This window comes from Mycobacterium sp. 1482292.6 (assembly GCF_001672995.1).
GTDB lineage: Bacteria > Actinomycetota > Actinomycetes > Mycobacteriales > Mycobacteriaceae > Mycobacterium > Mycobacterium europaeum_A.
In genome coordinates, this window is sequence record NZ_LZKV01000157.1 from 43,768 (window position 1) to 58,055 (window position 14,288).

15 protein-coding genes are annotated in these 14,288 nt (G+C 65.2%); 8 read left to right on the forward strand and 7 right to left on the reverse strand.

Annotated elements, in window-relative coordinates; all coding sequences use genetic code 11:
• The first annotated feature begins 17 nt into the window (after window positions 1-17).
• Window positions 18-293, forward strand: coding sequence for a hypothetical protein (locus A5624_RS15690; protein WP_232002265.1), 276 nt, complete (start codon window positions 18-20; stop codon window positions 291-293).
• On the opposite strand, the gene A5624_RS15695 is transcribed toward A5624_RS15690, so the two are convergent.
• From A5624_RS15695 to A5624_RS15705, 3 genes are all read right to left on the reverse strand, one after another.
• Window positions 290-787, reverse strand: a complete 498-nt coding sequence (locus A5624_RS15695; protein ID WP_066867830.1) for a MarR family winged helix-turn-helix transcriptional regulator — start codon at window positions 785-787, stop codon at window positions 290-292. The genes A5624_RS15690 and A5624_RS15695 overlap by 4 nt on opposite strands.
• A 213-nt stretch (window positions 788-1,000) precedes the next feature.
• Window positions 1,001-1,945: an NADP-dependent oxidoreductase gene (locus A5624_RS15700; RefSeq protein WP_066867884.1), complete on the reverse strand. Its 945-nt coding sequence runs from the start codon at window positions 1,943-1,945 to the stop codon at window positions 1,001-1,003.
• A 188-nt stretch (window positions 1,946-2,133) separates the two neighbouring features.
• Window positions 2,134-2,967: a helix-turn-helix transcriptional regulator gene (locus A5624_RS15705; protein ID WP_066867833.1), complete on the reverse strand. Its 834-nt coding sequence runs from the start codon at window positions 2,965-2,967 to the stop codon at window positions 2,134-2,136.
• Window positions 2,968-3,068: 101 nt separating this feature from the next.
• Here A5624_RS15705 and A5624_RS15710 point away from each other — a divergent pair, with 101 nt between their 5' ends.
• Complete coding sequence (locus A5624_RS15710; RefSeq protein WP_066867836.1) at window positions 3,069-3,770, forward strand: SDR family NAD(P)-dependent oxidoreductase; 702 nt, start codon at window positions 3,069-3,071, stop codon at window positions 3,768-3,770.
• Between the two features lie 48 nt (window positions 3,771-3,818).
• On the opposite strand, the gene A5624_RS15715 is transcribed toward A5624_RS15710, so the two are convergent.
• A complete protein-coding gene (locus A5624_RS15715) occupies window positions 3,819-4,409 on the reverse strand; it encodes a TetR/AcrR family transcriptional regulator (RefSeq protein WP_066867840.1) in 591 nt (196 codons plus the stop codon).
• Between the two features lie 101 nt (window positions 4,410-4,510).
• Between A5624_RS15715 and A5624_RS15720 the strand changes: the two genes are divergently transcribed.
• The 6 genes from A5624_RS15720 to A5624_RS15745 all read left to right on the forward strand — a co-directional run bounded on the left by A5624_RS15720 (window position 4,511) and on the right by A5624_RS15745 (window position 10,272).
• Window positions 4,511-4,981 carry a DUF1772 domain-containing protein gene (locus A5624_RS15720; RefSeq protein ID WP_066867842.1) on the forward strand — a complete coding sequence of 157 codons (471 nt, stop codon included), beginning with the start codon at window positions 4,511-4,513 and terminating at the stop codon, window positions 4,979-4,981.
• Window positions 4,982-5,035: 54 nt separating this feature from the next.
• Window positions 5,036-5,350, forward strand: coding sequence for an NIPSNAP family protein (locus A5624_RS15725; protein ID WP_066867845.1), 315 nt, complete (start codon window positions 5,036-5,038; stop codon window positions 5,348-5,350).
• A gap of 22 nt (window positions 5,351-5,372) precedes the next feature.
• Window positions 5,373-5,756: a DUF4267 domain-containing protein gene (locus tag A5624_RS15730; protein WP_066867848.1), complete on the forward strand. Its 384-nt coding sequence runs from the start codon at window positions 5,373-5,375 to the stop codon at window positions 5,754-5,756.
• A 72-nt stretch (window positions 5,757-5,828) separates the two neighbouring features.
• A complete protein-coding gene (locus tag A5624_RS15735; protein ID WP_231997999.1) occupies window positions 5,829-6,494 on the forward strand; it encodes a TetR/AcrR family transcriptional regulator in 666 nt (221 codons plus the stop codon).
• Window positions 6,495-6,904: 410 nt separating this feature from the next.
• Complete coding sequence (locus tag A5624_RS15740; protein WP_304441480.1) at window positions 6,905-7,375, forward strand: MmpS family transport accessory protein; 471 nt, start codon at window positions 6,905-6,907, stop codon at window positions 7,373-7,375.
• A gap of 8 nt (window positions 7,376-7,383) precedes the next feature.
• Entirely contained in the window at window positions 7,384-10,272 is a 2,889-nt protein-coding gene (locus A5624_RS15745) for an RND family transporter (RefSeq protein ID WP_156749041.1), read from the forward strand.
• Between the two features lie 334 nt (window positions 10,273-10,606).
• Here the strand turns inward: A5624_RS15745 and A5624_RS15750 are convergent, their stop codons facing one another.
• From A5624_RS15750 to A5624_RS15760, 3 genes are all read right to left on the reverse strand, one after another.
• Complete coding sequence (locus A5624_RS15750; protein WP_066867861.1) at window positions 10,607-11,809, reverse strand: cytochrome P450; 1,203 nt, start codon at window positions 11,807-11,809, stop codon at window positions 10,607-10,609.
• 17 nt (window positions 11,810-11,826) lie between these two features.
• Entirely contained in the window at window positions 11,827-13,404 is a 1,578-nt protein-coding gene (locus A5624_RS15755) for a bifunctional 3-(3-hydroxy-phenyl)propionate/3-hydroxycinnamic acid hydroxylase (RefSeq protein ID WP_066867864.1), read from the reverse strand.
• Window positions 13,401-14,288: fumarylacetoacetate hydrolase family protein (locus A5624_RS15760; protein ID WP_066867867.1), on the reverse strand; the 888-nt coding region annotated here is incomplete at its 5' end. The genes A5624_RS15755 and A5624_RS15760, both read right to left, overlap by 4 nt.

Here is a 14,288-nt window from a genome sequence, read left to right on the forward strand (position 1 = left end):
CCGCAAAGGAAATCGCCATGAACGTGCCCAAAGCACACCAGACCGCGCGGCGCTCCACGCCGAACCGAAAATCGCTGTCTTTCAGCATGAAAGCGGTGATGTGCACCGCCCTGATCGTGGTGTTCGGCGCTTCGGTGGCGACGACGGCGGGCGCCGATCCGGGCGTTGGCGGTGAGCCCGATCCGTTCGGTGGCCTCAGTTGTAGCTGCGACCAGAGCGTTTCGACCGATGGTCCGGTCGCGAGGCAACAGGTCCGTCGGGGGATGCGGGAGGCAATTGCCAACGCGCACTAGCTGTGTCCCCTTGCGACCCGATTGCGTGGGGCGGCCGAGCGGGGCGGCCGAGCACGCATATGGTCGCGGGCACTGCTCATCATGTCGCCGAGGATTCGCACCTCGCGGGCGGACAGCGAGCCGAACAGCAGGTCTCGCACCACCTGGATGTGACCGGGCAGGACCTTGGCAACACGGGCCCGGCCCTTCTTGGTGATGTCCACGACCGTGGCGCGCTGGTCGTCAGGGGAAACCGCGCGAGTGATGAGCCCCTGCTTTTCCAATAGCCCTGCCTGATGGGTCAGGCCGGAACGGCTGTACACCACGCCGTCCGCCAACTCGGTCATGGTGAGCTTCCGTTGGGCGTCAGCGAGCTTGGCCAAAATCTCGAACTGCACGTAGCTCAGTCCTCCTTCGGCCTGCAACTGTTCGCGCACCGCATATTGCAGCAGGCTCACCGCCTCCATCAGGGCGAAGTAGGCCCGCAGTTGATTGGGGTTGAGGGCTTCGGCCATGCTTGGATTCTAATGTTTCGACATCGAAGTGGCTGGGTTTCGCTACGCGCTGGTAGCCTCCGCCCGGCGGCGACCATCGAGCGAGTGTGAAAGACACGGCGGCACAACTTTTCTCACCAGACATCTGTCGGGAGCGGCAGCGACCCCGCGCGCATGCGGGTAGACCGGAACCATAGCCCCGGTCTACCCGCGCTGAATGGTTGGGCCAGCGGTCTACTGCTCGGCGGGCAGGAGGATGGTCTTGCCGCGCAGCCGGCCGGCGTCGGATTCGGCGTGCACGGCCGCGGCCTGATCCAGGCCGCGGCGGTCGGCGACCTCGATGTGCAGTTGCCCGGCGTCGACGCGGCCGACCAGGTGTGCGAGCTGCTCAGCGTCGCTGCGGACGAAGACCCGCTGCGTGCGGACGCCGCGGCCGGGGTCTTCCGGCCCCGAAACCATGGTGCCGACGTGGAAACCGCCGTCGGCGACGACGTGGATGAGGGCTTCGGTCTGCTCTGGGGTGGTGGAGACCAGATTGAGTACCACGTCGAATGGCGCTCCGTCGACGGTGATCGGCGCGTGCGTGTAGTCGATGTAGTCGACGATCCGGTCGGCGCCATAGCCGCGCAGACGGTCGGCGTCGTGCGGCTTAGCGGTCGCGGTGACGACGGCCCCGGCCTGCTTGGCCAGCTGAACTGCATAGCCGCCGACCGCACCGGACGCACCGTTGATCAGGACCGTCTGCCCCACGGTCAGCCCGGCGATCTCGAACAGCGCCTGCCACGCGGTCAATCCGGCCTCCGGTAGCGCGGCCGCGTCGGCGAGAGCCACCGTTCGCGGCGCGGCGGCCACGGACTCGACCGGCGCGAGCGCGTAATCGGCCGCAGCGCCATCGGCATCCAACGGCAGAAAGGCCACGACCGCATCGCCGATTCTCCACCCCTGCACTTGCGCACCGATTTCGACGATCGTCCCGGCCACATCGACGCCGGGGACGTGCGGGAAGCTGATTTTGTACACCTCAGACAGATATCCCCCGCGGATGCCAGCATCGACCGGGTTGAACGAGGTGGCGGCCACCTTCACCAGCACCTGCTGTGGTCCTGGCACCGGTCGCGGGGCCTCCTCGTACTGCAGAACGTCGCTACTGCCATAACGGTGGTATCGCACGGCTTTCATGATCTTCTCCTTTGTCATTTGCTTCGAATTCGAAGCAGCTACGTGAGTAGCAACCGCTTCGACATCGAAGCGATTTCCGCGACGCCTGTGATCGTCGTCACGATGCTTCGAGATTGAAGCATCGGCGATGGCACCCGTTGGGTAGATGGGCTCGATCGCGTCCAGGTGGCGCCTTAGGCGCCGACGAGCTAGCCGACGAGCGATTGAGCGCCGATGACCGCCAGCAGCGCCAGCCGCTCGGCGTCCTCCGTGCCGGGTTCGGCGGTGTAGAGCATGATCGTCAGGTCGGCGCCGGGAACAGTCAGCATGTCGCAATCCAGGGTGATCGCGCCGACCTGCGGGTGGACGATGGTCTTACGCGACGCCAGCTGATAGTTGACCACGGCGGACGAATCCCACAGCTCGGCGAAAAGGCCACTCTCAGCCTTTAGTTCGTCGATCAACCGTCGCACGGCCTGGTCGGCGGGATAGCGTTGCGCCGTTGCCCGCAACGCCGCGACTTGGGCGGTTTGCAAGTCAAGCAGCGACTCCGGCGTGTGTCGTATCCGGCCGCGGGCACCGAGAAAGTTGCGCCACAGCGCGTTTCGCTCCTTGCCGACATGCTCGCCCATGAGCGCGACGTAGAGCGGGCTGGCCATCAGCTGCGTCAGCGCCGCGTCGAACACGGCCACCGGCGTCTCCCGTAGCCGGTCGAGCATCCGTTGCACGCCCGGCGGAATATAGGCCGGTACCGTGCCCTGCCCCGGCGGCACCCGGCCGGCCAAGTTGAACAGGCGGATGCGATCCGCGCTGGACAGCCTCAACGCCCGGGCCAGAGCCTCGATGACCTGTTCCGACGGATTGACCGCACGCCCCTGCTCCAAGCGGGTTATGTAGTCGACCGAGATTCCGGCCAGCTGCGCGAGTTCTTCACGACGCAAGCCGGCGGCACGCCGATGACTCCCTCCGGAGAGTCCGGCGGCTTCCGGAGCCACTTTGTCCCGCCAGGCGCGCAGCGCCAGCCCGAATTCCGTCGTCGCCATGCGTCCACTTTGCCCTTATTCGATTGAGCCGTCCTGGTATCGGCGGTCCTAGGAAAATCGGACTCCTGGCTCAGGGGGTGGCCGCATCGCATCGTGGGGTCATGACGACGACACTCATCACAGGAGCAAACAAAGGTATCGGCTTGGAAACCGCTCGCCACCTGGTGGGGCTGGGACAGACCGTGTACCTGGGTAGCCGCGACGCGGAACGGGGTCGCCTGGCCGCTGGCGCCGTGGGCGCGCGCGCTATCCAGCTTGACATCACCGACGACGAGTCGGTGCAGGCCGCGGTTCGGACCATCGAGTCCGCCGGCGGGCTCGACGTTTTGGTCAACAACGCCGGGATCGAGGAACGCGCCGACGGCAACGCGGTGATCGGTCCCGCGGACGTGACCGCCGACGTGATGCGAAAGACGTTCGAGACAAATGTCTTTGGAACGGTCCGGGTGTTGCACGCGTTTTTACCGCTGCTGCAGAGGTCTGCCGCGCCAGTGGTGGTCAACGTCGGCAGCGGCCTGGGGTCGCTGACCCTGCTCTCGTCCGCCCCTGCGGACTTCTATCCCGGCGTGGCCTACCCGGCGTCGAAGGCGGCGCTGAACATGGTCACCGTGCAGTACGCCAAGGCGTTCCCGCACATCCGGATCAACGCCGTCGATCCCGGGTTCACGAAGACGGACCTCAACGGCAACACCGGTACGCAGACGGTGGCCGAGGGCGCCGAGGCGATCGTTCACATGGCACAGATTGGCGCAGACGGTCCGACCGGCACGTTCGTCAACCGCGACGGTGCGCTGCCATGGTGATGATTGCTTGAAGAGCGTCGGCCGAGGCGCACGGCGCGGACGCGTTGCTTAGTCGAGCGTTTCGTGTCTGCCGGCGAACTCCTTGACCAGCAGTTGGAGACGCTCCGCGTCGTGGTCTGGGCGCAACCGACCCGTGCGACTGAGTATCACCAGGCCGTGTAGCGCGGCCCAGAACACTTCGGTGAGGGTATCCGCGTCATGCTCATCAGCCACGAGTCGAACCGCTTGGCGCAGCTCATCGAACGCCGTCGCCAACTGCGGCGGTGTGTCCGGCGCGGCGAAGCGCAGGGTGGTCGCGCGCGTGAACATCGCGTCGTACACCGCCGGGTTGGCGCGGGCAAAGCCGAGGTAGGCGTGCGCGATTCGGCCCAGAGCTTCGGCGTCCGAGCCGCCGTCGGAGCGAGCGGCTCGAATGACGTCGGCGAGTTCGCCGAAGCCGTCCATGGCGACGGCCTCAGCGATTTGCTCCATGCCGGTGAAGTGCTTGTACAACACCGGTTGGCTGTACTCGATCTCGGTGGACAGCCGACGGGTCGTGACGGCATCCCAGCCGTCGGCCTCGGCCAGCTTGCGCGCCGTCGTGACAATCAGCCGCCGGCGCGCGGCACGCTCCCGCTCCCGGCGGTCCTCAATGCCCATGCAGAACGATAGCACGGCTAGAACTACTAGCGCTGCTATTGACACGGCTGGAGCCCAAGGGTTAGCGTTGCTAACACCTACCTACGGAGCGGAGTTTTGACATGACCTTGGATTTGATCGCCCGCGCCGCCGCCCTGGCCGCACTGCTCGGCACCGCGGTGGTTTACGGCACCGATGTGTTCTGCGCGATGGTGCTGCGACCGGCCCTGGCCGCGGTCGACGATCGTGCCCTGGTTGCGGTCACAGGAAGCGTGCATCGATACGGAGACCGGCGAATGCCGGGGGTGCTCGGCGTTCTGGCCACCGCGGCGACCGCGGCGCTCGCAGCGGTGGCCGCGCACTGGCCACAGGCGATCGCCGCGGCCGCCGCCCTGATCGCGCTGTTGATCTGGATCGTCCTCTACACGCGGGTGAGCGCTCCCATCAATCGACAATTGACCGCGGCCGCCGATACCGGCCAGGACCTGCCGAACGGGCGTGCGCTGCAAGCCAAGTGGGACAGCATCATCGGCCCCCGCGCCGTGCTACAGGGTCTGGCGGTGAGCGCCCTGTGCGTGGCGCTGATGTTCTAAAGCACCCGCATAGCCGCGGCAAAGGCGAAATAGATTGAAGGAGCGCTGAATTCGATGTTTCAGCTCAGGATCTACACCCTGCGATCACCCGAGGCTCTCGCCCAATACGCAACGGTTCACTGGGCCCGCCACTTGAGGACATTCGCGTCGTTCGGTGTCACTACCCATGGCGTGTGGACCGAGCGCAGCGGCGCATCTCGCCTCATCACACTTATCGGCTACCCAGCGGGGGCCGACCCTGAACAACTCACGCGGCAGATCATGACCAGTTCCGAATTCGCTGCCGACATGGCCGGCTTCGACGTCGGCGACATCGTCGGTGTCCAGACGATACTGCTTGACCCGACGTCGTTTTCACCAATCCACTGACGCAAACCCGGGAGTCCGTTACATGTCCATCACCACCACCATCGGCTACGTCCTGGCCGGACTGCTAGCCGCGGGCATCGTCTTCATCGGCGCGCGATTCCTGGTCTCGCCCCGTGTGGCCGCCGCCGGCTACGGTGTGCTGCCAGATCTGGACCAGCCGTTCGCTGGCGCCTACTTGAGCGTCAAGGGCATACGTGACATCGCCACCGGATTGTTCGTCATCATCCTGTTGGCCGCGGGCGCAACCCACCTGGTGGGCTGGGTGATGCTGGCCGCCACCATCATTCCGCTGGCTGACGCGTCGATCGTGCTGCGCAACGGCGGCTCGAGGTCGGTCGCGTGGGGAGTCCACGGCGTCACCGCCGCCGTCATGGTCATCACTTCTGCGCTCTTGATCATTGCGTAGGCAGGAGCGCCCCCCGGAGCGGATATTTCACATCCGTTTCGCTGGAGTATGCCGACGATTACACTGAGCGACGTGCCGTCGGGGTGCGGGCCGTGCCGCCCGCTGCGGAAGGACGCTGAGCGCAATCGCCAGCGGGTGGTTGAGGCTGCCCGAGACCTCTTCGCGTCGAGAGGGCTCGAGGCGACCCTCAATGACGTCGCGCACCACGCCGGTGTCGGAGTGGGCACCGTTTATCGGCGATTTGCCACCAAAGACGAGCTGGTCGAGGCGATCTTTGAAGATGGCATCGATCAGATCACGGCGCTCGCCGAGTCCGCGCTGCAAGAAAAGAACTCGTGGCGAGGGTTTGTGTGGTTCGTGCAGCAGTTATGCGAGCTCACCGCAACCGACCGGGGGTTGCGGGAAGCCGTATTCAGCAAGGCTTACGGGGGTGACCGCGTCGAGGCTTCGCGGCTGCGGCTAACCCCTACGGTGACGAAACTCGTTGAGCGGGCCAAGGACGACGGCTATTTGCGCCCGGACATCTCACCTAACGACATGCCGTTCTTGGGCCTGATCGCGGGTACGGTCAGCGAGTACGCCGGCCATATCGAGCCGGAACTGTGGCGGCGATATGTGGCGATCCTCCTCGACGGTCTCCGCCACCGCAGGGGACAGAAACCGTTGACCGTCGAAGCGCTCGACGACGAACAGCTCGACGCCGCGATGCGCACCTGGTATCCCGCAGCGTCTAGCTGACCAGGCACCCGACCGATCGTCTCCGAGCGCGCATGACGGGCGAGCCATAGTCATCCACGGCACATGAGCCTTACCTCCGTTGCCGGCAGCATCGCACCCATGAGCGCCAACGGATCCCGAGAACGCCGACTCAACCGTGCAGATTGGAACCCGGTGCCGAAGCGCACGCCGGTCGAGGTGTCGACCCCGCGAGCCGATGTGACCACCGTCCCACAGAAGCGGATTGACTTCATCCACTTAGGCGGTTAGGTTACCTCTTACTCCCCCACGTCGTCGTCGGTCATCCACTTCGCGCTGGCCGCATTTTCGCCGAAAGGCCCGCAGTTGATTGCCTTTTCCGATGCGACTCGCGTTCACACCATCCCGTCGGGCCCGAGCGTGACCCCGCCCGAACACCGCGGTGCGAGGCGATGGGCGCACGGCGAATCACGCGCCGGGTGCCGGCGATGAATGCGACGGTCGGACTCGTGCGGCGGGTGTGGCTGCCGCTGCTCATCGTGGTGGCAGTCGCGGTCGGTGGCGTCGCGGTGACGAAGTTGCGTGCGGTCTTTGGCTCCAACCCCATCCTGGTGGCGCCCAACAGTTCTGACAGCGCAGCGGACTTCAACCCCAAGGTCGTCACCTACGAGGTGTTCGGCTCTGCGGCCAGGGCGGTCATCAATTACCTCGACCTCGAGGGGAAGCCGCAGCGCGCCCCGGACGTGGTGTTGCCGTGGTCGTTGACGCTGCAGACCACCGCACCGGCGGCAACGCCCAATCTGCTTGCCCAGGGCGACGGTAGCTCCATTGCTTGTCGGATCACCGTTGATCGCGCGGTCAGGGACGAACGATCGGTGGCCGGGGTGAATGCCATGACCTTCTGCTTGGTGAAGTCGGCGTGAGCGCCCTGATGGACCAAACCCAGACCGAGCCCATCCCGGCCGCCCGCCACGCGTCGCGCCCTGGGATACCGCGCACGATTCGGGTGCTGGCGGTGCCGATCATCCTTGCCTGGGTCGCCGTGGTCGTGGTTCTCAATACCGTTGTGCCGCAACTGGAGGTTGTCGGAAAGACCCGCGCGGTGTCGATGAGTCCCAATGATGCGCCGTCGATGATCGCCACCAAACGGGTGGGCAAGGTGTTTCACGAGTACGACACGAGCAGCTCGGTGATGATCGTGCTCGAAGGCGACAAACCGCTGGGTGCCGACGCCCACCAGTTCTATGACCGCGTGGTGCGCGAGCTGCGAGCTGACCCGAAGCATATCCAGCACGTGCAGGATTTCTGGGGTGATTCGTTCACCGCCGCTGCGGCACAAAGCGTCGACGGCAAGGCCGCCTACGTGCAGGTCTACATCGCCGGAGATCAGGGAGAAGCACTGGCCAACGAGTCGGTGGAGGCGGTGCGTCATGTCATCGCCAGCGTGCCCGCACCGGCGGGCGTCAAGGCCTATGTGACCGGTCCTGCGGCAATGAGCGCCGATCAAAACGAGACCGGCGACAAGAGCATGCAGGTGATCACGCTGCTCACCTTCGCCGTAATCATCACGATGCTGTTGCTCGTCTACCGATCGGTGGTCACGGTGGGCATCGTGTTGGTGATGGTGCTGCTGGAATTGGCCGGTGCTCGGGGATTGGTGGCCTTCCTCGGTTATTTCAAGGTTTTCGGCCTGACGACGTTTGCGACTAATTTGGTAGTGACGCTGGCGATCGCCGCGGCCACGGACTACGCCATCTTCCTGATCGGCCGCTACCAAGAAGCGCGTCGGCTGGGCGAGGACCGAGAAGCCGCTTATTACAGCATGTTTCACGGCACGGCCCACGTCGTGCTGGCTTCGGGAATGACTATTGCCGGGGCGGCCTTCTGCTTGCGCTTCACCCGTCTGCCGTACTTCCAGACCATGGGAATACCATTGGCGATCGGCATGACGATCGTGGTCGCTGCGGCGTTGACACTCGGGCCGGCGCTGATCGCGGTGGCCAGTCGCTTTGGCCGGGTTCTCGATCCCAAACACATGACCCAGCCACGGGGATGGCGGCGTATCGGTGCGGCGACGGTGCGCTGGCCCGGCGCCATCCTGATCTGGGCGATCCTGATCGCGCTGGTCGGCTTGCTGACGCTGCCCGGCTACCACACCACCTACAACGACCGCATCTATTTACCCGCTAGTGTCCCGGCGAACGTCGGCTATGCGGCCGCGGATCGGCACTTCTCCCAAGCGAAGATGAATCCCGATCTGTTGATGGTCGAAGCCGATCACGATTTGCGTAACCCTGCCAGTTTCCTGGTGATCGACAAGATCGCCAAAGCCCTTGTGCGGGTGCACGGTATCGCCCAGGTGCAAACCATTACGCGGCCCGAGGGACGGCCGATCCAACACACCTCGATCCCCTACAACATCAGCATGAACAGCACCGGCCAGGTGATGAATAACGACTACCAACAGACCGTCCTGCAAAACACCCTCAAACAGGCTGACGACATGCAGGTCAGCATCGACTCGATGGAGAAAATGCAGGCCATCACCCAGCAATTGGCCGGCGTCACCCACAACATGGCCACCAAGATGAAGAAGACCAGCGGGGACGTACAGGACTTACGCGATCACATGGCCGATTTCGAAGATGTCTGGCGCCCGATCCGCAGCTACTTCTACTGGGAAAGGCATTGCTTCGATATCCCGGTCTGCTGGTCGCTGCGGTCGGTGTTCGACGCCCTGGACGGCATCAGCACCATGTCCGACGACCTCTCCGATCTGGTTCCCGACCTTGACCGCATGGACGCGTTGATGCCGCAGATGGTGGCCCTGATGCCGCCCATGATCGCGTCGATGAAAAATCAGAAACAGATGATGCTCAACCAGTATCAGGCCCAGAAAGCCCAGCAAGACCAAACCATGGCCTTGCAGGACAACGCCACAGCCATGGGCCAGGCGTTCGACGAGGCCAAAAACGACGACTCCTTCTACCTGCCGCCCGAAGCATTCGACAACGCCGACTTCAAACGCGGCGTGAAGCTGTTCTTGTCCCCGGACGGTCATGCCGTGCGGTTCACCATCATTCACCAAGGCGACCCGTTGACAGAGGAAGGCACGTCGCGCACGGCGCCGCTCAAAATCGCGGCAGCAGACGCTATCAAAGGGACACCGTTGGAGGGATCAAGGATCTACCTCGGTGGAAGCGCAGCCATGTACACCGACATGCAGAAGGGCGCCAACTACGACCTGCTCATCGTCGCGGTCGCCGCACTGATCTTGATCTTCATCATCATGGTGATCTTGACCCGGGCCGTGGCTGCCGCGGCGGTCATCGTGGGAACCGTGGTGTTGAGCCTGTCCGCGTCGTTTGGGCTCTCAGTACTGCTGTGGGAACACATCATTGGCATTCCCCTGCACTGGATGGTGCTGCCGATGACGGTCATCATCCTGTTGGCCGTGGGATCCGACTACAACTTGCTACTGGTCTCGCGGATGAAGGAGGAGATCCACGCTGGGCTCAACACCGGCATCATCCGCGCCATGGTCGGCACCGGTTCCGTGGTCACCTCCGCCGGCCTGGTGTTCGCCTTCACGATGATGTCCATGGCCATAAGCAGACTCATCGTGATCGGACAAGTCGGCACCACCATCGGTCTCGGCCTGCTCTTCGACACTCTGATTGTCCGCTCGCTGATGACGCCCTCCCTGGCAGCCTTGCTGGGCAGGTGGTTCTGGTGGCCACGCCGCGTGCGGCCCCGCCCCCTTCCCCAACCATGGCCGCAACCGCTGCGTCACGGGTCCAAGGAGATGCAAAAAGTATGAGCAGCCCCGCATCAGGCAGGTGACCCCTGGGCTGACTGAGAAGCGGGTCATTTCGGGACCACCCACTGGGTAGATGAAGAAGCTTTGGTGGACGCTGATTTAGCATGCACCACACCGAAAATTCACCGCACTGAATCCAGTGGTACCGGTGGGCTTCCCCAGACCCTCGACTTCCCGGCCACCATCTCGGGTGCGCCTTAAAGTCCTCAGGAGTAAACACTTTCGGCAGCCGGGCGACCTCGACGCGGTGTACCGGTACCACGGCATCGACGCAGACAGCATCGTGCGTGCCGCGCTCGATGTCACGACGTGAATCAGTGGGAAGTCTGAGGCGTCACCGCCGGGTTGAGGTCGCAATCAGCCGCACCGGCAGGTGGTCGTGACGATGGATGATGTTGTTGATCGCCCAGGTTGGCTCCGCGACTATCTCGATGCGCTCGACGCTCTCGGTGAGGGCTTTGAGCATTGCGGTGGTCTCGAGCCGCGCGAGGGCTTGGCCGGCGCAGGCGTGCGCGCCGTTGCCGAACCCGACGTGGCGTCCGGCGTCATTGCGGATGTCGAAAACGTCGGGAGCATCCCACTCGCGCTCATCACGGTTGGCTGAGGCGTAGATGAGCAGCAGCCGGGCGCCAGCAGCGATGGGCACACCCTCGATCTCCGTGCTGTGCACGGCCTTTCGAGTGAACGCGCGAAGCGGGGACTCGTAGCGCACGACTTCGTTGACGGCGTTGGGGATCAAAGAGCGATCGCTTTTGAGCAGTTCCCACTGGTCGGGATGCCGGGCGAACAGGTAGATGGCATTCGAGATAGCGCTGATGGTGGTGTCCAGCGACGGGGCGATGTAATCGATCATCAGCGGCGGCACTTCGTCGACGGCGAGATTGCCCTCGTCGACAGCGGTCAGGAGTTCATGGGCCATGCTGCCGGGTAACACGTTGCGGTCGCGTACGACGCGGCGCGCGAAGCACAGCATCTGCAGGCTGCGCGGTACGGCTTTGAGCGCCTGCAGGTTCGCCGGTCCCAGGATGTCGAATGTAGCTGCGCCCCAATCGAGTAAGCGGGCTCGTTGATCGCGCGGCCACCCCACCAGATCGGGCACGACGGCCAGCGGTAGGGCCGTGGCGAGATCGGCGACCGCGTCCACCTGTTCCCGGCGCAGGGCGTCCTCGACGATGGAGCGGGCCTGGGCGTCGACGTCGTCGCCGAGCGCGCGCAGGGCGCGAGGCATCATGCGGTGCGCGAGGAGTTTTCGGCGCCGGTCATGGTCGGCGCCGTCGCTGTTGAGGGTGGTGCCGCGCGAGAGGCGGTTGGCCAGCGAGTTGGCTGCGACCCCGTGTCCGGACAGGAACTGGCCGTCGTCGCGCAGGGTGGCCTTGCATGCGGCGTAGCGCGGCAGCGCGTAGAGGCGGTGACGGGCCAGCCACACGACGGGCCCAAGTTCACGCAAGGCACGGTAGTGCGGGTGGGGGTCGAGAATCGCTGCGCGGGTGTAGATGTCGGGCCGGTACACCGGTACGGCAGAGGGGCGACGAAACACGGGGACGATTCCTATTCCTAGTGGGCCGGGCCGATACGTTGCGAGATGTCCGACGCTCGGTCGACCAGGAACAGCGGGACAGCGCGGCACAGGGTGGTGAGGTTGCGGCCGGCGATCATGACGGTGCGATCGGGTCGGATCACCGCGGCCGTCACGTGGTGGCGGTTCAGCCAGTGCGCCAACTCCGACCCTGCGGCGGCGTGGACCGCGGGGGCACCGCGTGATGCCACGATGTCCCGCTGCGACGGGGTCAGCTCGACGGTGGTGATCACGCCGAAGCCTGTTCCCAATGCGTCGTCGAGCCGACAACCGTTGCCCAGAAACGGGTTTGGGCAGAGCCGCCCCGTGATACCGCGGGTCGCCAGGGTGCGCCGAACCAGCGTCGAGGACCGCAGCGGCGGGGTCTGCGAATCGGTGACCTTCGCCCGCAGCCCGGGCACCAGGTGCACGCGGGGCAGCACGACGGCGCGGGCGGCCGCGCCGAGCCGGCCGCCAAACGTCATGGCGCGTCCGACGTTGAGCGCCAAGGCGATCATGGCGCGGGCATGCGGCCGTCGCTCGGCCTCGTAGCTGTCGAGCACACTGGGCGCGAGACCTCCGCGCTGGACGGCGGCGATCTTCCATGCCAAGTTCATCGCGTCGCGCAGTCCGGCACCCATGCCCTGACCGATGAACGGCGGGGTGAGATGGGCCGCGTCGCCGAGCAGAAAGATGTTCCCACGCCGCCAGCGGTCGGCGATCTGAGCGCGGAAGGTGTACTCGGCGGCCCGCATCACGCGCAGGTCCGCGTCATCAACGTGTCGCGTCCACGGGGCGATCAGCGGCCGCAGGGCGGCCAGGGTGGCGTAGTCGTCGACCGATTCGTGATCGAGCAGCGCGAACTCCCAGCGGTACCTCGTGGGTCCGATACGCATGTAGGTCCCGGCCCGCTGCCCGTCGCAGACCTGATGCACGCCGTCCCACTGCTGCAGGTCGGCGGTGGTGGTGATGTCGACGACCAGCCAGCGCTGGTCGAACTTCAGGTTGCGCATCGACGCGCCTATGGCGCCGCGCACTGTGCTGTTGGCACCGTCGCAGCCCAGCACGTAGTCGGCGCTGAGTGTCGACTCGAGGTTGGTCATGCGGTCGCGGATCCGCAGGTGCAGTGGACCTGCCGCATCGTTTGCGGTCACCCCGAGAACCTCGACGTCACCTCGGAATCGGGCGTGCGGAAAACGGGCGAGGTTGCGGCGGAGCAACTCCTCGAGTTCGGGTTGGTCGAACATGCTTGCCGCTGGAAAGCCGTTCTGCGTCACCGGTGTATCGCGCCGGAATTCTGCCAGTACCTTCAGATTCCGGTCCACCAAGCGCAGACCGCGGGCCGGACGGGAGATCGCGGCGAAGTCGTCGGCGATGCCGAGCCGGGCCAGGATGCGGTAGACCTCATCATCGAGGTGCACGGCGCGCGGCTGCGGATAGACCTGCGGCCACCGGTCCAGCACCAGGGTGTCCACCCCGTACTGCGCGAGCAAGGTCGCCGCGGTGATGCCGGTGGGACCGCCGCCCACGATGGCCACCGAGACATGCTCGGCGGGCGCGCCACTGGGGGCGCTCATGCGTGGCGCACCGCCAACCGTTGGGCGCCGAGATCGATGGCGCCGTCGTCGGTGGCAATGGAGGCCTCGACGACGTCGCCGTGCTGCATATACTTCGGGTTCTTCGCCTGTCGGGAGAAGAAGGCTTTCCACTTGACGGCCGGTGGTAGCAGGTTGCCGATGATCTCGATTGGCTTGGGCGGGGCGGTCAGCGCGGTGCCGGCCGGGGTGCCGGTGAGGATCAGGTCGCCGGCCGCGAGGTCTTGGAATCGTGTCAGCGATTGCAGTGCTTGTAGCGGTCGGTAGAGCATGTCGCCGTCGACGACCGAATTCTGGCGTTCCTCGCCGTTGACGCTCAGGCGCAGCCGCAGGTCGCCGAATCGGGTCAGCTCGGTAGGGTCGACGAGCACCAGCGCCGGCCCTACCGGGGTGAAGGTCGGGTACGACTTCGCCTCGTAGAACTGCGTTTGCGGCAATTGGATGTCGCGGGCGGACACGTCGTTGGTGATGGTCAGACCGGCGATGTACTCGGCCAGGTTCGCGTCGGTGATGGTGGTGCCCACCGGGATGTCGCGCCCGATGACGAGGCCGATTTCGACCTCGTAGTCCAGCAGCTGCACATGCGGCGGGCGGACGATCTCGCCGAAGGGGCCGGTGATGGAGGCCGAGGATTTCCGAAAAAACGTCAGCGGCACCGTCTTTGGGTCCATACCGGAATCGATGACGTGGGATTCGAAGTTGGTCATCTGGGCGACGACGCGGCAAGGAGTGGTCACCGGTGACAGCAGCTGCAGTTCGTCGAGGGCGAGGTTGCCGGCGGTGGCGGCAGCCGCGTCGATCGCGGCTCTGTCGGCGAGGAGTTCGGCTGTGGTCGCGGCGTTGGTGTCGATGCGGGCGGCGCCGGT